The organism is Paraburkholderia sp. SOS3, assembly GCF_001922345.1.
Classification (GTDB): Bacteria; Pseudomonadota; Gammaproteobacteria; order Burkholderiales; family Burkholderiaceae; genus Paraburkholderia.
In genome coordinates this window covers 661,891-686,914 of record NZ_CP018812.1, presented here as the reverse complement: position 1 = coordinate 686,914, position 25,024 = coordinate 661,891, and the positions used below count along the sequence as shown (strand labels likewise).

Here is a 25,024-nt window from a genome sequence, read left to right as displayed (position 1 = left end):
AATGAGCGGCCCCTTTGAGAGTTACTTTATGTTAATATCTCTTAACGGGGAATGATTTAACTGGCATATCTGTTATGCATGTGACAAGCGATCTGATTTATGGAAATCAAGCAGTTGCAAAACTTTTCGCGAATCGCCGAGATTGGAAATCTCACCCGCGCCGCAAGCGTGCTCGGAGTGACGCAGGCCGCGCTCAGCCGACAGATAGCGCAACTCGAGGCTGAACTCGCGACCGAGCTGTTCCGGCGAAATGGCCGCGGACTTGTACTGACAGACGCGGGAAGACGTTTGCTCGATCAGGTGCCGATGGTGCTTCGTCAGATTTCCATTGCCGAGCGGGCGGCAAAAGGCGCTAGTGGTCCCGTCCAGGGCACGCTCGCACTGGGCCTCGCGCCCTCTCTTGCCAGAACGGTCGTCGTTCCGTTGATCGGGGCATTTCGTGAACGGTTGCCGGAAGTGACGCTACGGACGGTAGATGGCACATCGGCAAATCTTGGAGAGCTTGTCGGTGCCGGAAAACTCGACTGCTCCGTTATCTACACCCCGATATCGAACACCACGGTGGAGCTTCGGCCTCTCGCCAGCGAAAATCTTTATCTGGTCTCGGGTCCCCAGGCCGCCCGCGAGGGCTGCGTACCGCCTCGTTCAGTCGGGCTGGAAAAGCTGTCTGAGCTGCCTCTGGTCATCTCCGGAAAGACCAACGTTGTGCACGGGGTGCTGGCGGCCGCTCTCGCTGAACGCGGATTGACTGCCCAGGTGGTCCACGAAATCGAGAATCTCACCGCGATACTCGATATGGTCCGCCACGGTTACGGCTACTCCGTCATTCCGCTCAGCGGCGTACAGCCCTGCATTGGAGATCCGGATTTGCGTTTGCATCGCATCCGCAGCCCTCGCCTTGAATGTGGCCTGTCTATAGCGACGCCTGCGCGTACCGGCAATGACTCGCTGATCGCTGAAAGCACGTCGCTTTTACGGGAGGTAGTGCTAAAAGAACTCCAGAAATACGAAGTCGAAGTTGAAAAGGCCATAGACTCACAAGCGGATGTTCCCGCAACCGGCCAGACAGGCACGAAGTCGCGACGCGCCCGACATCGGTAACCGCGTTTGCGTGCGCGTGGCACGCTCTCCAAATATTCGCCGGTTCACACTCACGACGCGAAAACACCCCACGCGCGGTCCGTGAAGAAGCGCACCATCGGAGAACCGGGTCTATGCGCCGTCCTTGCCGCCTTTTGGGATTGCCTCGACGTCGTCTAGTAACGACAGCCGCACGGCTTGGACGCTTTTCGCGCCTGTCGGTATCGATGAGCCTCGTGCAAAGGCCCTTAAGCGCCCTCCAGCACGAGCATGCCATATGCGGTATTCGATGCCGGCACATGATAGAAGCGATGAATACGACGGACTTCGGGATCCAGCGCCCCGCGCATAACGAGCCACATGATGATCTCGAGTCCCTCCGAGCCTGCCTCCCGCAAAAGCTCCGTGTGAGTGATCCTGCAAAGCGATTGCGGATCGTCCTCCATCCTGTCGAGCCACATCCGGTCGTATTCCGCGTTGATCAGGCCTGCGCGCTCGCCTTGCAACTGATGCGACATGCCACCCGTTCCGCAAATGACCACCTTAAGATCGCGCTCGTACGAATCAATCGCTCGCCGCAGTGCCTGACCGAGCCTGAAGCAACGTAATGCGGTGGGTTGAGGATATTGAATCACATTGACGCACAGTGGGATGACCCTGCACGGCCAGCTTCGCGGCTGGCCGAACATCAGCGAGAGCGGCACGGTCAATCCATGGTCGACCGTCATCTCGCCGACCATTGCGATGTCGAACTCTTCTTTCAGAACCAGTGATTCCACCAGGTGCCATGCGAACTCGGGCTCGCCCTGACAGACAGGCACGGGTCTCGGACCATAACCCTCGTCGTGCGGTGCGAACTGCGCGCCCATGCCAATCGCAAAGGTCGGAGTCATATCCAGCCCGAACCGGGACGCATGGTCGTTGTACACCACGATTGCCACGTCAGGCTTCACGTCTTCGATCCATTTCCGCGCTGGCTGCACGCCTTCGAAAAGGGGATGCCAGTATGAATCGTGAATCTTGCCGTGATCGATCGCAGCACCGATGGATGGCACATGCGATGTCGCGACGCCACCGACTATCCTAGCCATGCCGTTGCTCCTTTACGCTGCGGTTTCCGGAGATTGGCCGCCCGCCGGAAGCCATCATGGCGCGAAATTGCTCCACACTCATGGGGCTGGCGGACATCGCTGCGCCCACATGCTGCATCGTCAGCCCATCGCATATGGCCAGCTTGAACGTGTAGTAAATGTTGCCCCCCAGCCGCAACATATCCAGCCAGTCGCGGGAAACTATCGCGCGGCGTTGTGCCGTGCTCAAACTAAACCTGGAAAGATAGGTTTCGGGGTCGTGCCGAAACGCCTCCCGATTGGCAGCCAGGTCCAATGACTTGCAAAACGCGTTGAGCGCAAAGCCCATCTGGCATCGTCTTCCGTCGAATACGTAGGTTCCCGGAATATCGTCGTAGTCGCGCTCGCGCAGCATTTGCATCACTCTCTCCAATATAAGCGTGCGGGGTTGTCGACGAGCAGCTTGCGCTGAAGCGCACGTGTCGGCGCGATCTGCGCGATGAAGTCGACAAGCACGCCGTCGTCCGGCATGTGATCCCTGACATTGGGGTGTGGCCAGTCCGTTCCCCACAACACCCGATCCGGGAAGGTCTCAACGATACGTCTTGCGAACGGGACTACGTCTCGATAGGGCCTGGCCTCGCCTGCAACCGCGGGAGGTCCGGACGCGCTCAGGCGGTCCGGACAGCTCACCTTTGACCAGACATTCTCGTGTTCGCGCATGAAACGCACAAACAGTTCGAACTGCTCCCCATCCACATTCTTCGTGACATCCGGGCGTCCCATATGGTCGACTACCACGATGGTCGGCAAACCACTAAAGAAGTCCCACAGATCCGGAAGATCGGCAGACTCGAAATAGACGACGATATGCCAGCCCAGTCCGGCTACCCGGCCGGCAATGTCCAGTAACTCGTCCCTGGGCGTGAAATCCACCAGCCGTCGGACGAAGTTGAACCTCACGCCTCTGACACCCGCTTCATGTAAATCATGTAATTCGCCATCCGAAATATCAGGTCGAATCGAGGCGACACCGCGCGCTCGTCCGCCCGAGCTCCGGCACGCATCGACCAAGGCACGATTGTCGGTTCCGTGACATGTGGCCTGGACAATGACATTGCGGCTAAAGCCCAACCGATCGCGCAACGCAAACAGCTGCTCCTTGCTAGCGTCGCACGGCGTGTACTTGCGCTCCGCAGCAAAAGGAAAAATGTCAGCCGGACCAAAAACATGGCAATGGGCATCGACTGCACCCTCAGGAAGCAGGAAGACCGGCCGGGAGGGCTCGGAGCACCAGTCCAGCCAACCCGGACTCTTCTGAAATTTCATTCAATGTTCTCCGGACGCGATCTTTTAATGAATAACGAGCCGGCTGCTTCGAAGAATTCGATGCACGCTGGAGCCGCCCCGCCAACGATGCATCCATTCCGCCGGGGGGCGGCATCCGGAACGAGTAAGCCGGGCGTGCGAGATTCCACCTCGCATGGTCGGTCATGTAATGCACCCTTGCCTGTCTCCCCCATGCGCTGGCCATCACGACAACCGCATTATTTTTTATATTCTGATATCAAACAATGTTATTTCGTGTATATTAGCTATGTGCGTTTTGCATTCCCGGAGGAGGCCATGGAACTGCGCCAGCTGGAATATTTCGTGCGTGTTGCCGAATCGGGCAGCTTCACGCGCGCAGCAAACTTCCTCTCCATTGCCCAGCCCGTACTGAGCCGGCAAGTGCGTGCTCTCGAACTGGAATTTCGGCAGGTGCTTCTCGAACGCAATGGGCGCGGCGTTACGCTGACGGAACCGGGCAGACGGCTGCTCGAACACAGCCGGAGCGTTCTGGCTCAGGTAGAACGCGTTCAGTCAGACATGGAGGAAGGGCGCGGACAGGCAACGGGCAGACTTGTGATTGCGCTGCCGCCTAGCGTCAGTTTGAAGCTGGCTGTGCCTCTGGTTCGGCGATTTCGCGAACGCTTTCCAGGAGCGACACTTTGCATCCTCGAGGGCCTTTCGGCCTACACGCTCGAATGGCTCGCCATCGGGCGTGCCGACTGTGCAGTGGTCTACACGAACGCAACTTCGCCATCCATTGAGCTTTCGCCGGTTCTTGACGAGCAGTTGTACCTCGTTTCAAGCTGCCCGACCCCGCCCTCGCCCGGAGACAAGCTGACCGGTGAGCCGGTCAGCCTCGCCGAGGTGGCCCAGCATCAGCTTGTCATGCCGAGTCGCCCGCATTCGATCCGCTTGCTGCTGGAGGGGGCGATGGCTCAGCTCTCGTTAAAGCCGCGTATCGCACTGGAAATCGAGAGCATTCCCGCGATTCTGAACCTCGTGCATGATGCGCACCTTCATGCGGTTCTGTCTCTGAAGGCAGTCCACACCGACGACCAGCAACAGCCGTTTTATTTGCGCCCGATCGTTGACCCACCGCTTCAGACCACGTTATGGATTGCGACATCAGCTCAGCGTCCCACCTGGCCTTTGCTCGAACAGACCATTCCGCTGCTTCGCCAGACGCTGCGCGATGTATGGAATCAGCGCCGATGACGCGTCATCAGTCCGACGCGATGCCAGAAAGCGGCAAGCAAACCCGGTCAGTTGCTTTCGGCCCCGCTTTTTGCAGGACACAGTTCTCCGATCTTTTTCGGCGCGGCCTGGACGCGCCACCATGCGAGCATGCATGCGATCGCGAGGCACGCCACGAAAATCGCAAAGCCGATGCGCAACGACCTTGCCCAGTCGCCTGTCAGATGCTGGACGATGCCGAGTCCGGCTACGCCCGCAAGCGCGCCGATCTGCCTGTTCGCATTCAGCACAGCGGCGCCGATATTGGCATTGCGTTGACCCGCCTCATGCATGACGGTAGCCGTCATGGCCGGCACCGCAAAACCGACTCCGAGGTTGACCAGCGCGATGGGCACGATCAACCAGCCAAGTGGTAGCCCTGTACCGAGCAGCGCGACGGCAAGCGACGCGATGGCCGCCAGTCCGATACCGCCGAGGAGCAGCTTTCGGCTACCGAGACGTGCGGACAAGTGCCCCGAACAGAAATTGGCGATGGCAAACACCGCCATGACAGGGAGCATGCGGACGCCGGCACCGAGCGCGCTCTCGCCGTCGACTTTCTGTATAAACAGGCTCAACACGAATATCTCGCCGAACACCACGACGTTCATGCACGCACCGATCCCGTTGAGCGCCCAGAACGTGCCGTTGCGAGCGAGGCCTGCCGGAATGACCGGGGTCGACGAACGTCGTTCGCGGATGACGGCGAGCAGCAGCACGAGCGGGACCAGCAAGGCTGCGCCAATGATCGCCGGACTGGACCAGCCGAATCCGGGCCCTTCGATCAGCACGAAGCTCAGTGCCGCAAGCGCGATCATGACGAGCACATGGCTAGGCATGTCGAGCGCGTGCGACTTGCGGCGCGACGCATTCAGGAACGCAAATGCCAACGCAATGCCGACCAGTCCGACCGGCAGGTTCAGATAGAAAATGCTGCGCCAGCCGTAGCGATGCACGAGCACACCGCCGACGAGCGGTCCCGACGCGAATGCAACGCTGACGATCGCGCTCCATATCCCGACGATCTTTGCGCGAACATGGCGGTCCTCGAACGACTCGGTCAGCAGGCTCAGCGAACTCGGGACGAACAGCGCGGCGGCCATCCCTTGAACGAGGCGCGCGGCAATGAGCACGGCGACGGATCCGGCTGCGCCGCACAGCGCCGACGCGCAGATGAAGAGCACGAGACCGAGCATGTAGACGCGTCGCGCGCCAACCCGGTCTGCCAGCGCACCGCCAAGCAGAAGCAGCGCGGCGAAGGTCAGCGTATAGCTGTCGACGACCCAGACGAGAGAGGCAAGCCGTACCGAGAAGTCACGCTGGATATCGGAGAGCGCGACATTGACGACAGTGACGTCAAGCATCGCCATGATGAAACCGCACGAGACGGTGAGCAGAATCGACAGCTGTCTGGAGCGTGAAGGAAGCGGGGACATGTAGGGGGCAGGTAAATCGGGGACGCCCTGCACGCATACGATGCGAAAGCCGCATGAAGGCCACAGGCGTGGCACGTATGATAGGGCATCTGCCGCAGGCTTGCTGCGGAGCGCTTCGACTTGCGGGCGATTGGCTTTAACGGCGAGCGTATTTTTCCTGTCGTGCTGTGCCGTAGGTTCGCTGCTTCAGCCCTTCAATCGACCGGTGCGAGCCGAACGTGGTTTGCATCCGCGTCGAGTATCGTTCTGACGTCCCGCTTCGGTGACGTACCGAACAGGCGGCTATATTCGCGGCTGAACTGCGTCGCGCTTTCGTAGCCGACCCGGTGAGCTGCCGTGCCGGCATCGATGCGCTGGTTGATCATCAGACGACGGGCCTCGTGCAAGCGCAAGCGTTTCTGGTACTGCAGCGGGCTCATGGCGGTCAGCGTGCGGAAATGCTGATGAAGCGTCGACTCGGCCATACCGACCGAGTCCGCCAGATCCTTGATGCGAAGAGGATGCGTATAGTTCTGCCGAATCCAGCGCACCGCTCTCGCGACGCGGTTGCTTTGCGTGTTGAGATCCACCGCCTGGCGCAGCCGGGTACCCGCTCCACTGGTCAGCACCCGGTAGAGCAATTCCCGCTGCAGCGGGCGCGCGAGAATCGGCACATCCTCGGGCGTATCGAGCAGTTCGACCAGCCGCAAAGTCGCGTTCGCGAGCGGCGGCGTGACCGGCCCGAGCGCCATTCCGGTTTCGGATGACGCCGCGCGCAAGCCGTGCTCATCGACTTCCGCGATCAGTTCGCTCGCCAGCTCGAGATCGATATTGAGCTTGACCGAATAGTACGGTGTGCTTGGGGACGCATTGAGCACCTGTACGATGGTCGGAAGCCCGATCGCGGTAAGCAGGAAGTGACTTTCGTCATAGACGTACGTCTCGTCTGCCAGCACGACGCGCTTCGAACCGCTGGCAATCAACGCGAACGAAGGCTCATACAGATACGATGAAGGTTCCGACGGCCGGCTGGTGCCATGTATGGTCAGCCCGGACACCGGCGTTTCGCTCTCGCGCCTGTCGCCGAGATGCCGCGCGATGATGCTCGCCAATCGCCCGCGAATGTCTGCGCACGGATCTACCTGCCGCGCCAGCGTATGAATAGAAGCCATCTGCCGATCTTCCCGTTGTCTCGTCGCCTGCCGGATCGCATCACGAGCATGGGGCTGCCGTTGCGTCGTTTCCTTCCGACGGTCCACGCGATTGCCGGATCCTCTGGCGGGTTGCTCCAGTATAGGATGCCGTCCGCCCGTTCGGTCGCGAATCCTTGCCCAATCCGATACAAGATTTGCTCATTACTTCAGCCTGCGAGCACATATCGCATCGGGCAAGAACGACGATGTATCGGGCTACCGCCGGCCAACGCTGCCGTACTAGATTCTTCTCGATGGTGCAGACCGTTTGACGGAGAAAAACATATGAGCAGCTGGTTGATCACCGGAGCCAATCGCGGCTTCGGGCTCGAAATTGCGCGAGCAGCGCTGGAAGCGGGCGACCGCGTTGTCGCGACCGCACGCAAGCCTGAATCGATTCACGCGGCGCTTGGCCGTTTCGGCAACCGTCTTGCGGTCGTGCCGCTCGACGTAACGGACAACGAGGCCATATCCGCAGCAGTCGACGCCGCGCTCGAGCGCTTCGGCCGCATCGACGTGCTGGTGAACAACGCCGGCTATGGTCAGCTCGGACCGTTCGAACTGGTGTCGCCGGAAGCGATCGCGCGCCAGTTTTCTACCAACCTCTTCGGCGCGTTCGCGCTCACGCGGGCAGTCTTGCCGGCGATGCGATCGCAGCGCTCGGGACACATCGTCAATATCTCGTCGATTTCGGGTATCAAAGGCTTCGACGGATCGTCGATCTACTGCGCGTCGAAGTTCGCGCTCGAAGGCTGGTCCGAGTCGCTCGCCGGCGAACTGGCGCCCTTCGGCATCCGTACGACGCTCGTCGAACCCGGCCGGTTTCGCACCGACTTTCTCGATGCAAGTTCCGTCAGCCACGGCAACTTCGCGATCGACGACTATGCCGACTATGCCGCCCGACGCAAAGCCGAACTCGATGCCGCCAATCATCGTCAGGCGGGCGACCCGGTTCGGCTTGGCCGCGCGATTGTCGAGCTGACGCGCGCCGCGCATCCGCCCGTGCGGTTCGCCGCTGGGCGGGAAGCGTATGACGTGCTGCTCGAGCGCGCCGGGCAACTGGAGGCGCAAGCGCACGCGTGGGCCGACCTGTCGTTATCGCTCGATATCGACGAACGGGACCCGCTCGGCAACGCGACCCGATATGCCTGATCCGGCACTGGACCCATCGCGACGCCGCTTCCTCGCGGCAGTGCCGTGCCTGATCGTCGGCACCGCGCTGCCATTTCGCCGCGGCTTCGCGCGCGAAACTGCGACGACGCCCGATACGTTCGTACCGAATGCATTCGTGCGCATCGGCGCAGACGACGTCGTGACGGTGATCAGCAAGCACATCGAATTCGGCCAGGGCGCGCACACCGGCATGGCGACGCTCGTCGCCGAAGAGCTCGATGCGGACTGGTCGACGATCCGTGTCGAAACCGCGCCGGCGGACCGGGCGATCTACGGACACCTTCTGTACAAGTGGCAAGGCACCGGCGGTTCGAGTGCGATTGCCGAGGCACACGAGCAGATGCGCCGCATGGGCGCGATGGCGCGCTCGATGCTGGTGCAAGCTGCGGCAAAGCAATGGCGAGTCCCCGCCGACGAAATTCGCACCGGCAACGGTGTGCTGACCCATCCGGCAAAGGCACGCCGCGCACGATACGGTGAATTCGCCGCACTCGCTTCGCGCATGCCGCCGCCCGACCCCGCCGCGCTCGTCCTGAAGCGGGCCGCCGAATTCCGTCTGATTGGCAAAGCCTCGTCGATGCCGCGCGTCGATTCACGCGCGAAATGCAGCGGCATTGCGCACTTTGCGATCGACGTCCGCGAGCCCGATATGCTGACCGTGACGATCCGCAAGGCGCCCCGCTTCGGCAGCAAGGTAAAGTCGTTTGATGCCACGCGCGCGCGCGCAATTCCGGGCGTTGTCGACGTGCGGCAGGTCGATACGGGCGTGGCGGTCTACGCGAACAGCACATGGGCGGCAATCCGCGGCCGTGAGCAACTGGACGTGCAGTGGGACGAAAGCGGCGCGCAGTCGCGCGACTGTGCGGCGATTCTCGAGCATTTCCGCCGCGTCTGCGTGCAACGGGGCGCGGTCGCCGCGCAACGCGGTGACGTGAGCCGCGCGTTTGCGCACGCCGACAAGGTCGTCGAGGCCGAATACACCTTCCCATATGTCGCCCACGCGCCGATGGAGCCGCTATGCGGCTATCTGTTCTGGGACGGCAGCCGCGTCAGGGCCCGCTACGGCTGCCAGATGACGACATTCGACCAGCAGCAGCTCGCGCGGCTATTTAACCTGCCGCCCGAGCGCATCGAGATCGAGACGACCTATGCGGGCGGCAGCTTCGGCCGACGCATCGACCTTGGCAACGAGGTGCTTGGCCCCGACTTCGCAGCCGACATGGCCGCCGCCGCAAAGGGCATCGGACCAGGACGCGGCGTCAAGCTCGTATCGACGCGCGAGGACGATATCCGCGGCGGCTGGTATCGCCCGATGATCCTGCACCGCATGAAGGCCGCGATCGTGAACGGCCGCATCCGTGCGTGGCACAACACGATCGTCGGTCACTCGTTCGGCGTCGATAGCGTGCTCAATTCGAAAATGCCGGGCGGCGCCGACGCGCTGATGGTCGAAGGTGCGGCGAACATGCTCTACGACGTTCCCGACTTTCTCTGCGACGCCCACATCGTGCACGATCGCATACCGACGTCGTCGCTGCGTTCGGTGGCGAGCACGCACACCGCCTTCGCCGTCGAACGCTTTATCGATGAAATCCTCGACAGCCTGGGCGAGGACGCGGTACAGGGACGGCTCGCACTGCTTCGCCATGCGCCGAGGGAAGCCGCCGTACTCGAGGCGGTGGCCCGCGCCGCGAACTGGCGCGGCGGACGCAGCAGCGAGGGCCGGGCGATGGGTGTCGCCGTGGGCCGCGCGTTTCACACCAGCGTCGCGCAGATCGCCGACGTATCGATCGGCCCCGGTGATGTGCCGCGCGTGCATAAGGTGTGGTGCGCAGTCGACTGCGGCATGGCGGTCAATCCGGACGTGATCCGCGCGCAAATCGAAGGCGGCACCGGCTACGGTCTCGGCGTTGCGCTGTTCGGTCAGATCGCACTGCGCGACGGCCGCGTTGTGCAGTCGAACTTCCACGACTACCGCGTGCTGCGCCACGACGAGATGCCGGAAGTCGAGGTGATCATCATGCCGTCGCAAGAACGGCCAACCGGGGTCGGCGAATTAGGCGTGCCGATGATCGCTCCCGCGGTGGCAAATGCGCTTGCCCACCTCGGACGCCCCCGCTCCGCGCTTCAGCTCCCGCTCGGCATCGCACCGCCAGCGCCCGTCTCCTCATGAAAGGCACTGCCATGAAACCCGACGACGCAGAAGTACAGACGTTCACGTTCAGCGTCAACCGGATGCCGGTCCGCTTTACCGGAGACCCGCATATGCCGTTGCTGTGGTTGCTGCGCGACGAGCTCGGCCTCGTCGGCACGAAGTTCGGTTGCGGCATGGCGATGTGCGGCGCGTGCACCGTTCATCTCAACGATACGGCGGTGCGCTCGTGCATGCTGCCGCTCGCGCGCGCGGCGGGAAAGTCGGTGACGACGATCGAAGGCGTCGCCCGTACGCCGGTCGGCGACGCCGTGCAACGGGCGTGGGTGCAACTGGACGTCGCGCAATGCGGATATTGCCAGTCGGGGCAGATCATGAGCGCGAGCGCGCTGCTGCGCGAAAATTCCGCGCCTACCGACGCGGACATCGACGCCGCGATGAGCGGCAATATCTGCCGGTGTGCGACATATCGAAGGATCAAGGCAGCGATCCACCTTGCCGCGCAAACGCTGCGCGACGCGCGCCCAGGCAAATGAGCCGCCGCTTGCACAAGCTCATCGGCGGCGTGTTCGCAGCCGCTGCGCTCGGCTTCGCGTATGTCGCCGCATACGTCGCCGCATACCCGCCGCGCGCGCCGGCAAGCGAACCCGTTGCTCCGGTATCAGGCGCGCCGGCAACCATACGCGAACCGATCGCGCGCGGAGAATATCTCGCCCGCGCGGCCAATTGCCTGACCTGCCACTCCGCGCCCGGGCGCACGCCGCTCGCGGGCGGCGCCCCCTTCGGGCTTCCGTTCGGCACGCTGTACTCGACGAACATCACGCCGGACAAAGAGACGGGTATCGGCAACTGGTCCGACGACGACTTCGTTCGCGCGGTGCGCGAGGGCGTATCGCCGCACCACACGCTTTATCCCGCGATGCCGTACACCTCGTATGCAGCGCTCAGCCGGGACGACGTTCTCGCGATCAAGGCCTACCTGTTCAGCCAGCCGCCGGTGCGCGAACCGAACACGCCCAACACCCTCGCCTTCCCGTTCAACCAGCGCTGGACACTGCCGCTATGGAAACTCATGTTCTTCCGCAAGGCGCGCATGCCGGCCGCCGATACGGCCAGCGTCGAAGTCAGGCGCGGTGCTTATCTCGTCACCGCGCTCGGTCATTGCGGCGAATGCCATACACCGCGCAATGCCGGTTACGGATTGGAAAATGCACGCGCGCTGAGCGGCGAGACGATGCAGGGATGGCTAGCCGGGAACATTACGCCAGATCCGCAAACGGGTGTCGGCCGCTGGACCGACGCGCAGCTCGCCGACTATCTGTCGACGGGGCACGCGCCGGGTCGAAGTTCGGCCTCGGGGCCGATGGCCGAGGTCGTCGAAAACAGCTTGCAGTATCTGAGCGCGGCAGACATTCACGCGGTTGTCGCCTACCTGCGCAGCGTCGCCCCCGTGCAGACCGATAGCCGCGCGGCGGTCGAACTGGCTCCGAAGGGCGCGACAAACTCGTCCAGTCTCCTCCCGGCGCGCGGCACCGACGTGCGCGGCAATCTCGGCGCGAAACTTTTCGCCGCCGACTGCTCCGGCTGCCATGCGTGGAACGGCAGCGGCCGGCAGTCGCCCTATGCGTCCCTGACCGGCAGCTCGGCCGTCAACGACCTGCACGGCACGCGCATTCGCGTTGACGCAGAAAGTGCCGCCATGCCCGGCTTTGCCGACCGGTACTCCGATATCGAGATCGTGGCGATCTCCCGTTTCGTGCTCGAACATTTTGGCAACAAACACGGCACGGTCAGCGTCGATCAGGTTCGACGCCAACGGGGCGGTTAGCGAACGGGGCGTGCGGTGCCGGGCCGGCTCGCGGACCCGGCGGGAACAGGCGTGCGCCGCGGCGTTCACTCGCGCCCCATCCTCCCGCGCCGGCCCGGGCGCGACTTGCCGTCGTCCAGCGACACGTCCGTCGTCAGCGATACCGCAACACAAGCCACACATCCCGAGATCGAAACGAACAGGCCCACCCACGACAGTCCTCCGCGCGCGAGCAACAGTTCCGCGAGGTACGGCGTAAACGACGCGCCAAGCACGCCGCCGAGGTTATACGTTGCAGATGCGCCCGAGTACCGCACGTCGACCGGAAACAGTCCCGACAGCACCGCGCCCATCGGACCGAACGTCATGCCCATCGTGCCGAACGCGACGAGCAGAAACAGCAGCGCACGCGCAGCCGTGCCCGCACCGAGCAGCGGCGCGACGCTCAGGCCGCACGCAATGCACAGCACCGAGCCGGCGAATAGCACGCGCCGGCTGCCGAAGCGTTGCGCCAGCGCGGCGGAAAGCACCGTCATCGCGGCCGCCGCGAAGATCGCAATGCACAGCAGCTCGACGAATTGCGTGCGCGGAATGTGACCGACCCGCACGCCGTAGTCGAGCGCGAACACCGAAGCGATCGAAAAGCACGCGTAGCTCGGCACGATCGCAAGCGAGCCGACGATCAACTGCCTGCCATGCCGCGAGACCAGCTCGGCGAACGGGATGTCCCGTTGCGCGCCAAGCATGCTCAGACGCGTGAACGCGGGCGTCTCGGCAAGTTTCAGACGCACATAAAGGCCGAGGACGAGCAGAAGCGCACTCGCGACAAAAGGAATGCGCCAGCCCCAGTCGTGAAATTGCGCGTCGGTCATGACGCTGAAAAGCAGAAAGAACATGCCATTGGCCAGCAGAAACCCGATGGACGGGCCAAGTTGAGGAAACATACCGAACCATATGCGCCGGTGGCGCGGTGCGAATTCGGTTGCGACGAGCGCCGCGCCGCCCCACTCGCCTCCAATACCGAGCCCTTGCCTGAAGCGCGCAAGGCACAACAGCAGCGGCGCAGCGGCGCCGGCCGTGCGGTATCCCGGCAGCACGCCGATTGCGATCGTCGACACGCCCATCGTCAGAAGCGTCGCGGTAAGCGTCGACTTGCGTCCGATCCGGTCGCCGAAATGACCGAATAGCACGGCGCCCAACGGCCGCGCAAAGAACGCAAGCGCAAACGTCGACGCCGCGGCCAGCGATTGCGCGGACGAGGCACTCGACGGAAAGAACAGCTGACCGAAAACGAGTGCCGTTGCAGTGCCGTAAATGAAAAAGTCGTAGTACTCGATCGCGGTACCGACCACGCTTGCAATGAAAATGTTCAACATGACGGCGATTTCCCATGGTGGCGTTCATTGGACACATCGGGCCGGCTGGCCTCGTCCCTTCGGGCTCGCGTCGCGCGAGCCGGGCAGTCGCGGGCTGCCGTCAGCCGACGCCGCCCGGCATGGCGGACACTTCACCGCGCCACAAGCGGCACTGCTGGCGCACCACTTCCTCGAGCGACTGGCTTTCGCTGTGGATATCGCGCATCCAGCTCACCGTGCCCGATCGCTGCAGTCGTTCCTTCAGATAGGCGAACGCAGCCTCCGCGCCCAACGACTTCGCGTGCGGCGCAAGCACTTCCAGCATCGCCAGAATTTCATCGCGAATCGAGCTGCGACGGCCCGTTCGCACGTCTATCGCGACCCCGTCGAGGCCATGCCTGCACGCAGAAAAGCGATTCACCCGATAGATCTCGTAGTTCGACTCCGATAACGGCAGCGCTTCTCCGTTGAGGAAAAGCGCTGCAAGACACTGGATATAGGCGCCGATCGCGGCGGCCAGCTCGATAGTGAGCGGCGTGTCCATCACGCGCACCTCGATCGTGCCGTAGCCGGGGCTCGGGCGAATATCCCAGTAGAAGTCCTTCAACGTCGCGGCCATACCCGTCGCCCGCATGCGCTCCATGTACTCGCAGAACGCCGGCCAGGTAAGAATGAACGGTGCATGTCCGGAGAGCGGGAATGGCGCAACGTTATTCAGTCGCGAACACGCGTAGCCGGTATCGTGTCCTTGCGAGAACGGCGAACACGCGGCCAGCGCGATGAAGTGATGCACGTACCACGACAGCGAATGGAGCAAACGCAACGCGGTATCGCCGTCCGGGCAACCCACGTGCACGTGCTGCCCGAAGATCGTGAATTGCCGGTACAGATAGCCGTACACGCCCATCAGATGCTCGGAGCGCGGGCTGCCGTTCGAGCGCTCGTCGAACCAGTAGTGAAACGGATTCGTTCCGCCGCCGCAGACTGCGATACCGAGGAAATCGGCCGCATCGACGAGCGCATCCCGCAGCTGCGTCAGTTGCTCCAGCGCCTGCGCGTGGCCGATGCAGACGCCAGTACACAGTTCGATCATGCTCTGCCCGGTTTCGGGTTTGATCGCGCCGACTGTCTGTAGCCCTTCCGTTTGCCGCAACAGATCCCGTGCCTGCGGACATAGTCCGAAATCGTGGGTACTGACGACCTGTACTTCGAGTTCGATACCGATAGTCAGCGGCGTCGACGAAATGAAGTCTTCTGTCATGTCACTTTGCATCAGGAATGCCGCGCGCCGATGTCGCGGCGAGGTTGAGCGACTGCGAACCACGCAAGCAGCGATTTGCGCCCGGGACGCGACACGAAGCCGGCTGAGGCAAAGCGCACGACGAGTCACCCGGGGCGCGCTGCGAACCGCACGGGCGGCCTTCCGCTGCAGGGTCAACGCATGGAATAGGCCTCGCGAACCGCTTGCGCGGCACCGCCGACATCGACCGCGAATCGTTGCTCGTCGAGCGCCGAACCGTACGCCACGACGTTCGCGAGCACCGCCTCGAAAGCCGCGCGCACGCCGGTATGGTTCAAGCGGACGATATTCGCGCCGGTGTCGCCGAAGCCCCGTGTGAGCTCCACTCCTTTGTCCGCTGCGTGTGCGAGCATGGCGGCCACGTCGACCCCTTCTGGCACAGGCGCTGCCGTTATCAGCGCGGAGGCCGCGTCGTCGCGCGCCACAGGCGGCACGACGCCGAGCGCACGAAGGCCCATCCGGGTCGCGCGCGTTGCTCGCGCATGGCGCGCGATAAGCGCGTCGATCCCTTGCGCGTCGACGCGATCGAATGCCGCTTCGAGCGCCCAGAACTCGAGCGTCGCCGGCGTGCCCGGCAACGCGCCGCGGCCGCGTTCGAGCCAGTTGCGCTTGAGGTCCCACAATGACAGGATGGACGGCGCCTCATCCGGTGTTTGAACAACGCGTCGCCACGCGCGCTGGCTCACCGCGACGAACGACACGCCGGCTGGACCGGAGAGCGCCTTTTGCGCGCTGGCCACTGCGATGTCGATACCCCATGCGTCGAATTCGAGCGCATGCCCACCCACCGATGCGACAGCATCGACGACGCAAAACGCATCGTGCGACCTCGCGAGCGCGGCGATCTGAGGCAGCGGATTCAACACACCGTTCGACGATTCCGCGTGCACGCAGGCCACGACGTCGACCGAAGGCAGCGCTTCGACGCAGGCAACGACAGCGTCGATATCCACAGGTTGCCCTGGCCCGGCCTTCACGTCGCGGACCTTCATGCCGCCGCGCCTCAACCACGTACCGAACCACACACCGTACGGGCTGGTTACGATGTTGACCGCGGTCGTGCCGGGTCGCGCGATACTTGCCGCTGCGGTTTGCAGCGCGAGCATCGCGTCCGACTGGATAAACACGAGATCGGCCGTCGTACCCAGCAGGCGCTTCGCGCGGTCGGCCAGCGGCGCAAACCGTTCGGCCGGATAACGCGGCGGATCGAGCAGAAAGTGAGGGGCGAAACGTGTCGTCATAAAACCTCTCGTTGCAAGGTCAGCGCATCGAGCGGCTCGCACGGGTCGGCAACTTCGGTGGCGCCGCGCTGCGCACTCGAACGCGCCGCCGGCACAGGCGCTGTCTGCAATAGCGACCCTATCTACCGGCGATACCGAACCCATCGATTGAACTTTCTCTAGCCTTTGACATATCTCGCACGATTATTCGTTCAACGAATTCAAAAAATCAGCTTTTCAGGCTGACTTCTTATCCGATTCTACCGACGCCGCTTTTTAATTTGCATTAAATCCGGCCTCGAATAATCAAGAATCCCGACTTGAATGGGCAAGCACCGATCGCATCGGCGAAGACCTTATCGACAGGCGTCCGGACCTTCGTGCAACGTGCCGACTCTTCCGGATTCTCCGTTCTGCATATATCCGTACCCGCAATATGACGACGACGTCAAACAGCCGATCAATCAAGCAGTCGCCATGCATCCGCATCACCCATGAATTCCTCAATTCAATCGGCTGCCAACTGGAGATACAGATGAAAACGCCAACTCCTGCTTCAGCATCACGGGTTCGCACGGGCACGCATGCGCGCCATATCGCGTTCGACGCAAATCATTCGATCCCGCGCTGCACATTGACGTGCGTCGTGGCGCTTGCATTGCTCGCCGGCACAGCTCAGGCCCGCGCCGTTCCAACCGACATCAGCGGCACGTACAGTTGCGTCGGACACGACGAAAATCTCGGCGATTTCCGGGAAACGCACGAATTCCGGCGCAACGATCATCACGGCGCACATACGCTCGGCTTCAGCGAAGCGGCTTATGTCGATAACCAGCTTGCGTATTCCGGCGAAGCGATCGTCGACGGAAACACCATCGCACTCAACTTCGCATCGACGTCCGACAAGAACGATCACGGCGTGCTGATCGGCAAGATCGTCTCCAAGGCGCCGCTTCGCTTCGAAGGCGAATATTTCGAATCGCAGTTCAGGAGCGGCGATAGCGGCACGGCCAGGTGCACACGGACCGGAAACTGAGGCGAATTCACCCGCACAGCCCGATGCAAACGCTGCCCTCTGCGCCGGGCTATCCTGGCTAGCGCGTCTCGAAACGCCAGATAGTCACTTCGTAAAACGATTCTCCAGGCTTCAGCAGCGTGTCCGGAAACGACGGATGGTGCGGCGAATCCGGAAAGTGCTCGGGCTCGAGCGCAAACCCATCCGTCTGCCGGTACAGTACGCCGCCCTTGCCCGGCACGCGCCCATGCAGCGCGTTCCCCGTATAGAACTGCAGACCCGGCTGGGTCGTATCGATCTCGAGCACGCGGCCCGATTGCGGGTCGTATGCACGCGCCGCGAACCCGGGCTCTCGCCGGCCGCCATTGTCCAGCACATAGTTGACGTCGTAACCACCGCCGTTCGCGAGCTGCTGCGATGCAGACCGAAGCCGCGCGCCTATCGCGACCGGCTCGCGCAAATCCAGCACGGTCCCGGCCACGCTCGCTATCTCACCCGTTGGAATGAGTTGCGCGTCCGTCGGCGTATAGCGCGACGCAGCGATCTCCACTGTTTGCGGCTCGACGCTGCCGCTGCCTTGCCCGTCGAGATTGAAGTACGTATGGTTTGTCAGATTCACGACCGTATCGCGATCCGTTTTCGCGCGATACTCGATGCGTACCTCGTTGCGATCGGTCAGCGTATAGCTCACGTCGACGGTCAGCGTGCCGGGAAACCCGTTTTCGCCGTCCGCGCTCACATACTCGAGCGTCACGCTTGCGCTATGTCTGTCATTGCGTACGTCCTTTGCAACCCACACCCTGGTATCGAAGCCGTGTGGACCGCCATGCACTGTATTCGCGCCCTCGTTCGCGCGCAGACGATACTCCCGCCCGTCGATCCGCAGACGATCGCCGCGAAGCCGGTTTGCGTAGCGGCCCACCAAAGCGCCGAAGTACAGCTTGTCGTTGCGCCGCTCGTAGTCGGCCAGCGAATCGAAGCCGAGCACGATGTCCTGCAAATGCCCATTGCGATCGGGCACATCCAGCGTGGTCACGATGCCGCCGTATGTGATCACCTTCAGCACGACACCCGCGCGATTCACAAACGTGTACTGGTCGACGGCCTGACCGCTTGCGGTCTTCCCGTAAGCGGACGAGGTCACCGTCACGTGACCCGGCCCTGCCGCGCTGGCGGCGTGTGCAGCCCACGTCAACACAAGGGCGCCCAGCGCCAACCGATGTGATCGAGCCATCATTCACCCTTTGTCCACAGCGAAGTCATGGGGATGCGCCGAGCTCGCGAGATCGCATCCGCTGTTGCGCGCGCTCGCATCGTCACCCTACTGAGCGACGTTCAGCACTGTGAGTGCGTGGTCGGCATTGAGCGTCGTATTGACCGCACTGCCGGGCGCCGCGGACACGTAGTCCATGTTCGATACGATCAACTGGTCGCCGAGCAGCAGCAACGCACACGGCATATCGAGCTTGCCCGACGTGCTGTCGGCGTCGCCGTTCTTCTGCAGGGTCGTGACCTTGCCATCCATATCGACCGCATGCACCGCGTTGCCGAGAAAATCGGCAACGTATAGCCGCCGATGGCGTGCGTCGAACGCCATACCGTCGGTCGACAGCAGGTTGGGATCGCGAGCGAACAGTGTCGGTTTGCCCGCCGGCCGTCCATCCGCATCGAGGCTGATCCGGAAAATCGTCCCTTCTTCATTGACACCTATGTAAAGGTTGCCGGCATCGTCAAACACGATGCCGTCCGCACCGGTTTTCGCTTTACCGTTCGATACGAACGTAGCGATCAGGTGCGGATCCTGCGCGCCCTCGCGCGCCGGATCCGGTTTTATCCGCACGGGGCCGTGCTGCAGTTCATCAAGCGTGAACATGAACACGCCGCTTACCGTGTTGCTCGTGCCCGAGCCAGGCCGGATGCCCGCATCGGTCACATAGAGCCGATCGCGATACCACGCGAGATCGTTCGTGCCGATGCCGCCTTCGACGACGATCTCGTTTTGCACCGGTTTGCCGTCGCGCACCACAATACGGCCGATGCGGCTATTCGCGCCGCTTCCGTACGGCGTTTGCCGGTCCACGTAGTACAGGTTGCCGTCCGGTCCGAATGCGACGCCCATCGGCGCGACTTTGCCCGTGGCGGGACTAAGGTCTTGCGCCCGAAACCGATACCAGTCGTGGACGGTCTTGTGCACCGGATCGACGATCGCGAGGCGCGCAGGCGCCTCGTCTGCCGCGCGGCCCTGCTTGCGCAAGGTGAGGTTGTTGTAGTTCGGCACCGCGAGGATGATGCGGCCATCGGGCATGCGCGCCATGCTGTCCGATGTGTTGTAGGTGCGAGGCAACTTGATAAAAGGCTGGCCGGCATCCGCAGACGACGCACTTTGCGCCGCCTGTGCCGTGTTGCTGGCCGGTACCGCGTAGGTGCTGGCGGCAATGAACAACGCGAATGAAGATCGAATGAATAACCGCATGATTCGTGAACTCGCTGGTCGACAAGGAAGATAGCCGCGATGGGCCGCACGGCCCATCGCACGAAACGCCGGTCAGGCAGGCGTGGCGGCGGACTGTTCGATCAGTCCGGAAGACTTCAATTCCTGCCAGAACCCGGCCGGCACTTTCGCCTGCATCGAGTTGTAGTCTTCGAGGATCTGCTGGTGGCTGCTTGCACCCACGACCAGTGCCACTGCAACATCGGCCGCCGACGAGAACTGCAGCGCGGCCGTTCGCAAGTCGACGCCGTGCTTCGCGGCGACCGCGCGCAGACGCTCGCGCTTCTCAATGAATGCGGGCGGAATCTTGTAGTTGTCGGGGCCGTAGTTGTAACGCGGGCTGCCCGAAATAAATCCCGCGTTCAATGACGAACCGATGACGAGCGCGACATTGTGTTCACGCACAGCGGGGAAGAGCTGCTTCACCGCATTCGAGTGATCGATCAGCGAATACTGCGATGCGCAGAGACAGACGTCCGGGTCCGCAACCTGCAGCGCGCGCAGAATGGGTTCCGGCCGGTTCACGCCGATGCCCCATGCCTTGATGATGCCTTCTTCGCGCATTCGCGACAGAGCAGGGAACGCCCCGCGCTGCGCGATTGCGAACTGCTCTTCCCACGACGTAGGGAAATACGGAAAGTCCGGCGAGATGTCGTGAACGAAAGCCACGTCGATGCTATCGACGCCAAGCCGCTGCAGACTGTCTTCAATCGAACGCCGTACGCCGTCGGCCGAATAGTCGTAGACGACATCGTTGGGCGAGTCCGACAGCGGAAACAACTTTTGATGCTGGTTATGCTTCGATGCTTTCAGCAGTTTTCCGACCTTCGTCGACAACACATATTCGTTGCGATTCTTGTTGTGAAGGAAATGACCGAACCGCCGCTCGGCGAGGCCAAGTCCATACCATGGCGCCATATCGAAGTAGCGCACGCCCACATTCCACGCAGCCTCGATCGTTGCTTGCGCGTCGTCATCGGTCACCTTGTTGAATTCATTGCCAAGCGGTACGCCACCGAGACCGAAACGGAACTCGGGCCGAAAGATCTGGCGCGCACGGTTGCTCTGGTTCATCGACGTCTCTCCTTTGGAATTGCCACCCGGTGTGGCGGATGCTGCGCTTGCAAGCGACGGGGCGACAAGCACGCCTGCCGCGGCCGTGGCTTTCACTAGAAATGCTCTGCGTTGATGGTCTGCCAGCTCAGGCATTGGGTCACTCCTTTGCATTGGATGGGTTGACGATATTCATTCGGATATCCGCGCTTTAAGCGCGCAACGTTGGCATGTTCCGATCGCGACACTCGCTAACGATGTGTCCTGCATGCGACGATGGTCCCAATTGCACGCGTCGTGCCCAGGACATTCGATGACAACACTCGAATCCGGCAAAGAAGAATTTGAACGATCGATATGCAAACGTGAACGATGGCGCATTCAACCCGACAGATCCTCGCGATAGAATCGCTCTGGCGGGAGATATATTCGGGCTCTGGAATAAATCGCGATCCACCGTATCAGGCAATATCCATGTCACTGCTAAGGACTGCGCATGACGGCGCGATAACCCGTTCTCCGTCAATGCGAAGCAAAGGTGTTCCCGTACGAAGCAAATATAGCGATCCACTTGCTTTTAAATTCCCTCATTGCGATAGTCTCGCCCGTTAAAGTTCGAATTACGTATTACTTTTCTGAACATGGAATTCGATCCGCTTTCCGATTTTCTCCAGTTGGTGGAGGCAAGACTCACTGTATCGGGTGGCTTCTCCGCAGGCGGCGCGTGGGCCATTCGATTTCCGAAGCCGGACCATTTGAAGTTCTTCGCGCTCACAAAAGGCAATTGCTGGCTCCATATGGACGGCGATGCAACGCCGCTCGAAGTGCGGGAAGGTGACGTCTTCCTGATTTCAGAGCCACGCTCTTTTATGCTCTGCAACGATCTGCACGCGACGCCGATCGACGCGCGCACCGCATTTTCGGGTAGCCCGGACAACCGGACTGCAGTAATAGGCAATGGCGAGGATTGCACGCAGGTGGGTGGACACGTGCGCGTCGATCAGACGTGCAGCGATCTGATCGGCCGGGTGCTGCCGCCGTTGATTCACATTCGGGCGAATTCCAGATACGCGGCGAAGCTTCGCTGGCTGCTCGAGCAGATCGTGCAGGAGCGCACCGACGCGCGGCTTGGCGCCACACTGATCTCCAACCAGCTCGCACTATTGCTGTTCGTCCAGACGCTGCGCACGTGGCTCGAAGCTGCCGACCCGGCTCCATGCGGATGGCTGCGTGCGGCGAACGACAAGCGCCTTGTCGGAGCGATCGCCCTGATGCATCGCTCTCCCGGCAGACAATGGCAGTTGCATGAGCTCGCTAAGGCGGCCGGAATGTCGAGAACCGGTTTTGCGACCCACTTCAAAGCGGTCTCCGGTGTGCCGGTGCTTGCCTATCTGACGCAATGGCGAATGCTGCTTGCACAGCATGCGCTGCGAAACAGCGATGCGACGTTGTCTACGCTGGCCGGGCAACTCGGTTATGGCTCGGAGAGCGCATTCAGCAACGCGTTCAAACGCGTGATCGGGGTGTCGCCCGCGCATTACCGCAGTTCCACCCGCTAAATGCGGCTCGGTCGCTGTCCCGAGTTGGCACCGCGCGCAGGTTCGAACTGCGAGACGCCGTGCGGCATTGATGGCCGGCCGCTTCCAATGTAATTCGTCTTATCGTTTTATTTGCTTTTGCCGTAATCGGCGACGCGCCAGTGTAATTGCGATTATTTTCATGTCGCTTGAAAAAATCACACAGTGCCCGTCCGTTAATTCGACTCCCTGCAGACGAACCATGTTGACTAACGCCTCAATCAGTATGGTTCGAGCCTATTTAAAGACATTCGCGCTAGCCGCCGTCATCATCCAGGTCTCGCTCGTGATCCCGATGATTTTTATCTTTCACTTTTCCGGGTCTAACTTTGAGACCGCTTCATTCCGGATTTGTGCGGCTTTGGCATTGGCATCGATGGTTATTATTGCCCGATTGGCTGCGTGGATTGCCTTTTGGTCCAGCATAAGGCGCGGTTGCGTCGAGCCTTGCCGTCGTGCGCGCTACGTGCGCGTGCGCGAGGACTTCTCGTTTCGTTGGCTCGCACTACTGCATCTGCGATACACACGGAGAAGTGCGGTACCCTGGATAGAAGAACCGACGCCGGCCCGCTTGCCCCTCTTGCCGGATCGGAGCGGCCGGACCGCATACACAGAATCCGACCGTCCACGGTTGGAGGAGCCGTGACTGCATGTATGTCGGAACCGTCATCACCGCGACTCGCGCGCGTGCGCGACCAGTTCGCAGCGGTCGCCGCTCGCCGGCCGCTCGACCCGCACCCGGACGACATTTGGTACGTGGGCTGACAGCTCGCGATGAATAAACGCACACAGATTTTCGAGCGTGGCCGGACCGAGGCCCGGTACTTCGTCGAGAAACCGATGGTCGAGCTGATCGCGCACGACGCGGATCTGTTCATTCAACATGCCAAGATCGACGAGCATCGCCGAATCGGCTTGCGGCGTGCCGCGCACGGCCACTTGAGCGTGGTAAGTGTGGCCATGAATTCTGCGGCTGCCTTCTGCGTCTATTTCGCGATCGAGCGTATGTGCCGCGTCGAAGAAGAACTTCTGGCTGAGTTCGTAGGACGTTGTCGCTTCCATATTTCGATCTGTAACAGTAGAGGGACTGAATTCATCGGAATGCAAGGCATATCGCACAGCGCCGGGCCGACAACGCCAGCTTCGCAAAACTCCATCGTCAACGGCGCGCGCGTACCGCAGCCGGCGAACATCACGCGAAGCAATCGAGAGGGCGCTACTTCCAACCGGCCAGCGCCCGAATCTGCTCAGCTACGTGAAAGAGCGCAACCTGGTCGCGAACCTGGCCGATGAAGATGCCGATAAGCAGCGCGAGCATCAATACCGCGAGCCCGCCTTTCACAGGCTGCCCGAACGCGTTCAGGTCGAGCTTTTGCGCAGTCTTGCTCGTGAGGTTGAGTCCGAGATCCACGAGCAGCAACAGCAGCAGAGCGGGAGACGCGAGTTTCGCCACGGTTTCCATGAGCGAATCGGTCTGATGCAGCACGAACGTCTCCAGCATCGCCGCCGGCACCGGCGCCATGCTGTCGATCGGCCACCAGCGATACGACTGAAACAGCGCGCCGAGCAGGAACGTCATACCTCCGAGCGTCCAGAACGCGACAATCGCGCACTGGCTCATCAAGGTCGACATCAGCGAAGTCTGCTGGCCCTGACTCGGATTGGTCATCTGAACGTGGTTGTACCCGGTCAGATCGTCGACATAGGTGCCGACCGCTTCCGCCACCCAGAACACCGGAGAGGCGACGAACGCCATCACGAGGCCGATCACCGCCTCCTTGCCGCCAAGCAGAACGAGGCGCCAGCCGTGCAACTCCGGCATCATCGCCTGTTGGCCGAAAGCGACATATGCCCCCCAAAGCATCACGATCGCGTTGCGCGTGGTTCCCTGCAACACGTGGTCGGCGGTGGGCGGAAAGATGATCATGATCACCAGCAGTCGCACGCCGCATAGCGCAACGAGCGTGAAAAAGTGCATCAGCATGCCACCGAGTTCGGGCACACCGCTCGCAAAGACATTCATCGCACAACTCCCGTGCCGGCCCGGCGCACATCGCGTCGCCGTGCGGCAAGGCGGCGCGCGACAAGACCCTCCTCGGCATCCTCGTCCTGGGCGTCGTCGGCGCGTGTCTGCGCCTCTACTTCCGACGCCGCAACGTGCTTTCTGCAAATGTCGATACGCGCGTCGTTGCGCAGAATGGCGTGGCGAGTCCGCGCCGCTTGCGCGTCGATCTGCGCGAGCTCGTCGCGCATGCGGGCGAGCGTCTGCAATTGCGCGTCGCACTGCGCGACTGCACCGGCACGCTGGTCCTGCCAGCCGAGCAGTTCGTCGATCCGCACCAGCCGGCGGCCGTCGAGCAGTGCGTCGATACGCGATTCGTGACGCGCCAGTTCGCGGCGCGCCTGCGCGACTGCATCCTGCTGATCGGCCAGTTGCTGGTGCGCCTCCTGCAAGCGCGCTTGCTGCGCGCTCAGCGTTTCGCGCAACCGTTTGTCCACGCGCTCGAGCCGGCGGGTCACCAGCGCGAATGCGCGAGTGCGGGGATCCTTCATGACAG

General features: G+C 62.1%; 22 protein-coding genes. 8 read left to right on the top strand and 14 right to left on the bottom strand.

The annotated features are described in order from the left end of the window. Window positions 1–99: 99 nt before the first annotated feature. Window positions 100–1,101, top strand: coding sequence for a LysR family transcriptional regulator (locus BTO02_RS23055; protein ID WP_075159550.1), 1,002 nt, complete (start codon window positions 100–102; stop codon window positions 1,099–1,101). A gap of 227 nt (window positions 1,102–1,328) precedes the next feature. Here the strand turns inward: BTO02_RS23055 and BTO02_RS23050 are convergent, their stop codons facing one another. Genes BTO02_RS23050 through BTO02_RS23040 form a run of 3 tightly spaced genes read right to left on the bottom strand, consistent with a single transcriptional unit; the run spans window position 1,329 to window position 3,479 of the window. Beyond that, window positions 1,329–2,171 carry a class III extradiol dioxygenase subunit beta gene (locus BTO02_RS23050; RefSeq protein WP_075159549.1) on the bottom strand — a complete coding sequence of 281 codons (843 nt, stop codon included), beginning with the start codon at window positions 2,169–2,171 and terminating at the stop codon, window positions 1,329–1,331. Beyond that, a complete protein-coding gene (locus tag BTO02_RS23045; protein WP_083615326.1) occupies window positions 2,164–2,571 on the bottom strand; it encodes a protocatechuate 3,4-dioxygenase in 408 nt (135 codons plus the stop codon). The genes BTO02_RS23050 and BTO02_RS23045 overlap by 8 nt, the downstream gene beginning before the upstream one ends. Continuing rightward, entirely contained in the window at window positions 2,571–3,479 is a 909-nt protein-coding gene (locus tag BTO02_RS23040) for an amidohydrolase family protein (protein ID WP_075159548.1), read from the bottom strand. Before BTO02_RS23040 ends, BTO02_RS23045 begins: the two co-directional genes overlap by 1 nt. A gap of 297 nt (window positions 3,480–3,776) precedes the next feature. Here BTO02_RS23040 and BTO02_RS23035 point away from each other — a divergent pair, with 297 nt between their 5' ends. Beyond that, window positions 3,777–4,697, top strand: a complete 921-nt coding sequence (locus BTO02_RS23035) for a LysR family transcriptional regulator (RefSeq protein WP_075161286.1) — start codon at window positions 3,777–3,779, stop codon at window positions 4,695–4,697. 47 nt (window positions 4,698–4,744) lie between these two features. On the opposite strand, the gene BTO02_RS23030 is transcribed toward BTO02_RS23035, so the two are convergent. Both BTO02_RS23030 and BTO02_RS23025 read right to left on the bottom strand, forming a co-directional pair. Next, window positions 4,745–6,151 (bottom strand): MFS transporter, encoded by a 1,407-nt coding sequence (locus BTO02_RS23030; RefSeq protein WP_075159547.1) that lies wholly within the window; start codon window positions 6,149–6,151, stop codon window positions 4,745–4,747. Window positions 6,152–6,345: 194 nt separating this feature from the next. Next, window positions 6,346–7,302 (bottom strand): AraC family transcriptional regulator, encoded by a 957-nt coding sequence (locus tag BTO02_RS23025; RefSeq protein WP_075159546.1) that lies wholly within the window; start codon window positions 7,300–7,302, stop codon window positions 6,346–6,348. A 306-nt stretch (window positions 7,303–7,608) separates the two neighbouring features. On the opposite strand from BTO02_RS23025, the gene BTO02_RS23020 reads away from it, so the two are divergent. The 4 genes from BTO02_RS23020 to BTO02_RS23005 all read left to right on the top strand — a co-directional run bounded on the left by BTO02_RS23020 (window position 7,609) and on the right by BTO02_RS23005 (window position 12,476). Further along, the gene (locus tag BTO02_RS23020; protein ID WP_075159545.1) at window positions 7,609–8,475 is read left to right on the top strand and encodes an oxidoreductase; all 867 of its coding nucleotides are present in this window, start codon (window positions 7,609–7,611) and stop codon (window positions 8,473–8,475) included. Continuing rightward, entirely contained in the window at window positions 8,468–10,669 is a 2,202-nt protein-coding gene (locus BTO02_RS23015; RefSeq protein ID WP_075159544.1) for a xanthine dehydrogenase family protein molybdopterin-binding subunit, read from the top strand. Before BTO02_RS23020 ends, BTO02_RS23015 begins: the two co-directional genes overlap by 8 nt. A gap of 62 nt (window positions 10,670–10,731) precedes the next feature. Next, window positions 10,732–11,184: a (2Fe-2S)-binding protein gene (locus tag BTO02_RS23010; RefSeq protein WP_156884072.1), complete on the top strand. Its 453-nt coding sequence runs from the start codon at window positions 10,732–10,734 to the stop codon at window positions 11,182–11,184. 8 nt (window positions 11,185–11,192) lie between these two features. Continuing rightward, a complete protein-coding gene (locus tag BTO02_RS23005; protein WP_232243637.1) occupies window positions 11,193–12,476 on the top strand; it encodes a cytochrome c in 1,284 nt (427 codons plus the stop codon). A 65-nt stretch (window positions 12,477–12,541) separates the two neighbouring features. Here the strand turns inward: BTO02_RS23005 and BTO02_RS23000 are convergent, their stop codons facing one another. The 3 genes from BTO02_RS23000 to BTO02_RS22990 all read right to left on the bottom strand — a co-directional run bounded on the left by BTO02_RS23000 (window position 12,542) and on the right by BTO02_RS22990 (window position 16,351). Continuing rightward, window positions 12,542–13,831, bottom strand: a complete 1,290-nt coding sequence (locus BTO02_RS23000; RefSeq protein ID WP_075159542.1) for an MFS transporter — start codon at window positions 13,829–13,831, stop codon at window positions 12,542–12,544. A gap of 100 nt (window positions 13,832–13,931) precedes the next feature. Further along, window positions 13,932–15,071: a YbdK family carboxylate-amine ligase gene (locus BTO02_RS22995; protein ID WP_075159541.1), complete on the bottom strand. Its 1,140-nt coding sequence runs from the start codon at window positions 15,069–15,071 to the stop codon at window positions 13,932–13,934. Between the two features lie 173 nt (window positions 15,072–15,244). Next, on the bottom strand, window positions 15,245–16,351 hold the full coding sequence (locus BTO02_RS22990; protein ID WP_075159540.1) for a pyridoxal-phosphate-dependent aminotransferase family protein: 1,107 nt from the start codon (window positions 16,349–16,351) through the stop codon (window positions 15,245–15,247). Between the two features lie 514 nt (window positions 16,352–16,865). Here BTO02_RS22990 and BTO02_RS22985 point away from each other — a divergent pair. Next, window positions 16,866–17,366, top strand: a complete 501-nt coding sequence (locus BTO02_RS22985; RefSeq protein WP_075159539.1) for a hypothetical protein — start codon at window positions 16,866–16,868, stop codon at window positions 17,364–17,366. A 58-nt stretch (window positions 17,367–17,424) separates the two neighbouring features. Here BTO02_RS22985 and BTO02_RS22980 read toward each other — a convergent pair whose 3' ends face one another. The 3 genes from BTO02_RS22980 to BTO02_RS22970 all read right to left on the bottom strand — a co-directional run bounded on the left by BTO02_RS22980 (window position 17,425) and on the right by BTO02_RS22970 (window position 20,910). Continuing rightward, window positions 17,425–18,582 carry an aldose epimerase family protein gene (locus tag BTO02_RS22980; protein WP_075159538.1) on the bottom strand — a complete coding sequence of 386 codons (1,158 nt, stop codon included), beginning with the start codon at window positions 18,580–18,582 and terminating at the stop codon, window positions 17,425–17,427. 84 nt (window positions 18,583–18,666) lie between these two features. Then, window positions 18,667–19,818, bottom strand: a complete 1,152-nt coding sequence (locus BTO02_RS22975; protein WP_156883953.1) for a hypothetical protein — start codon at window positions 19,816–19,818, stop codon at window positions 18,667–18,669. Window positions 19,819–19,890: 72 nt separating this feature from the next. After that, the gene (locus BTO02_RS22970) at window positions 19,891–20,910 is read right to left on the bottom strand and encodes an aldo/keto reductase (RefSeq protein ID WP_198039309.1); all 1,020 of its coding nucleotides are present in this window, start codon (window positions 20,908–20,910) and stop codon (window positions 19,891–19,893) included. A gap of 620 nt (window positions 20,911–21,530) precedes the next feature. On the opposite strand from BTO02_RS22970, the gene BTO02_RS22965 reads away from it, so the two are divergent. Then, window positions 21,531–22,448: an AraC family transcriptional regulator gene (locus BTO02_RS22965; RefSeq protein WP_075159535.1), complete on the top strand. Its 918-nt coding sequence runs from the start codon at window positions 21,531–21,533 to the stop codon at window positions 22,446–22,448. A gap of 687 nt (window positions 22,449–23,135) precedes the next feature. On the opposite strand, the gene BTO02_RS22955 is transcribed toward BTO02_RS22965, so the two are convergent. The 3 genes from BTO02_RS22955 to BTO02_RS22945 form a co-directional block, all read right to left on the bottom strand. Continuing rightward, a complete protein-coding gene (locus BTO02_RS22955; RefSeq protein ID WP_075159533.1) occupies window positions 23,136–23,528 on the bottom strand; it encodes a 6-carboxytetrahydropterin synthase in 393 nt (130 codons plus the stop codon). Window positions 23,529–23,682: 154 nt separating this feature from the next. Continuing rightward, window positions 23,683–24,489: a type III secretion system export apparatus subunit SctT gene (gene sctT, locus BTO02_RS22950; RefSeq protein WP_075159532.1), complete on the bottom strand. Its 807-nt coding sequence runs from the start codon at window positions 24,487–24,489 to the stop codon at window positions 23,683–23,685. Then, on the bottom strand, window positions 24,486–25,019 hold the full coding sequence (locus tag BTO02_RS22945) for a hypothetical protein (protein ID WP_075159531.1): 534 nt from the start codon (window positions 25,017–25,019) through the stop codon (window positions 24,486–24,488). The genes sctT and BTO02_RS22945 overlap by 4 nt, the downstream gene beginning before the upstream one ends. Between the last annotated feature and the right edge of the window lie 5 nt (window positions 25,020–25,024).

Coding starts and splice junctions, on each gene's coding strand:
- BTO02_RS23055 (WP_075159550.1), top strand. CDS start 100: ATGGAAATCAAGCAGTTGCAAAACTTTTCGCGAATCGCCGAGATTGGA.
- BTO02_RS23050 (WP_075159549.1), bottom strand. CDS start 2,171: ATGGCTAGGATAGTCGGTGGCGTCGCGACATCGCATGTGCCATCCATC.
- BTO02_RS23045 (WP_083615326.1), bottom strand. CDS start 2,571: ATGCAAATGCTGCGCGAGCGCGACTACGACGATATTCCGGGAACCTAC.
- BTO02_RS23040 (WP_075159548.1), bottom strand. CDS start 3,479: ATGAAATTTCAGAAGAGTCCGGGTTGGCTGGACTGGTGCTCCGAGCCC.
- BTO02_RS23035 (WP_075161286.1), top strand. CDS start 3,777: ATGGAACTGCGCCAGCTGGAATATTTCGTGCGTGTTGCCGAATCGGGC.
- BTO02_RS23030 (WP_075159547.1), bottom strand. CDS start 6,151: ATGTCCCCGCTTCCTTCACGCTCCAGACAGCTGTCGATTCTGCTCACC.
- BTO02_RS23025 (WP_075159546.1), bottom strand. CDS start 7,302: ATGGCTTCTATTCATACGCTGGCGCGGCAGGTAGATCCGTGCGCAGAC.
- BTO02_RS23020 (WP_075159545.1), top strand. CDS start 7,609: ATGAGCAGCTGGTTGATCACCGGAGCCAATCGCGGCTTCGGGCTCGAA.
- BTO02_RS23015 (WP_075159544.1), top strand. CDS start 8,468: ATGCCTGATCCGGCACTGGACCCATCGCGACGCCGCTTCCTCGCGGCA.
- BTO02_RS23010 (WP_156884072.1), top strand. CDS start 10,732: ATGCCGGTCCGCTTTACCGGAGACCCGCATATGCCGTTGCTGTGGTTG.
- BTO02_RS23000 (WP_075159542.1), bottom strand. CDS start 13,831: ATGTTGAACATTTTCATTGCAAGCGTGGTCGGTACCGCGATCGAGTAC.
- BTO02_RS22995 (WP_075159541.1), bottom strand. CDS start 15,071: ATGACAGAAGACTTCATTTCGTCGACGCCGCTGACTATCGGTATCGAA.
- BTO02_RS22990 (WP_075159540.1), bottom strand. CDS start 16,351: ATGACGACACGTTTCGCCCCTCACTTTCTGCTCGATCCGCCGCGTTAT.
- BTO02_RS22985 (WP_075159539.1), top strand. CDS start 16,866: ATGAAAACGCCAACTCCTGCTTCAGCATCACGGGTTCGCACGGGCACG.
- BTO02_RS22980 (WP_075159538.1), bottom strand. CDS start 18,582: ATGATGGCTCGATCACATCGGTTGGCGCTGGGCGCCCTTGTGTTGACG.
- BTO02_RS22975 (WP_156883953.1), bottom strand. CDS start 19,818: ATGCGGTTATTCATTCGATCTTCATTCGCGTTGTTCATTGCCGCCAGC.
- BTO02_RS22970 (WP_198039309.1), bottom strand. CDS start 20,910: ATGAACCAGAGCAACCGTGCGCGCCAGATCTTTCGGCCCGAGTTCCGT.
- BTO02_RS22965 (WP_075159535.1), top strand. CDS start 21,531: ATGGAATTCGATCCGCTTTCCGATTTTCTCCAGTTGGTGGAGGCAAGA.
- BTO02_RS22955 (WP_075159533.1), bottom strand. CDS start 23,528: ATGGAAGCGACAACGTCCTACGAACTCAGCCAGAAGTTCTTCTTCGAC.
- sctT (WP_075159532.1), bottom strand. CDS start 24,489: ATGAATGTCTTTGCGAGCGGTGTGCCCGAACTCGGTGGCATGCTGATG.
- BTO02_RS22945 (WP_075159531.1), bottom strand. CDS start 25,019: ATGAAGGATCCCCGCACTCGCGCATTCGCGCTGGTGACCCGCCGGCTC.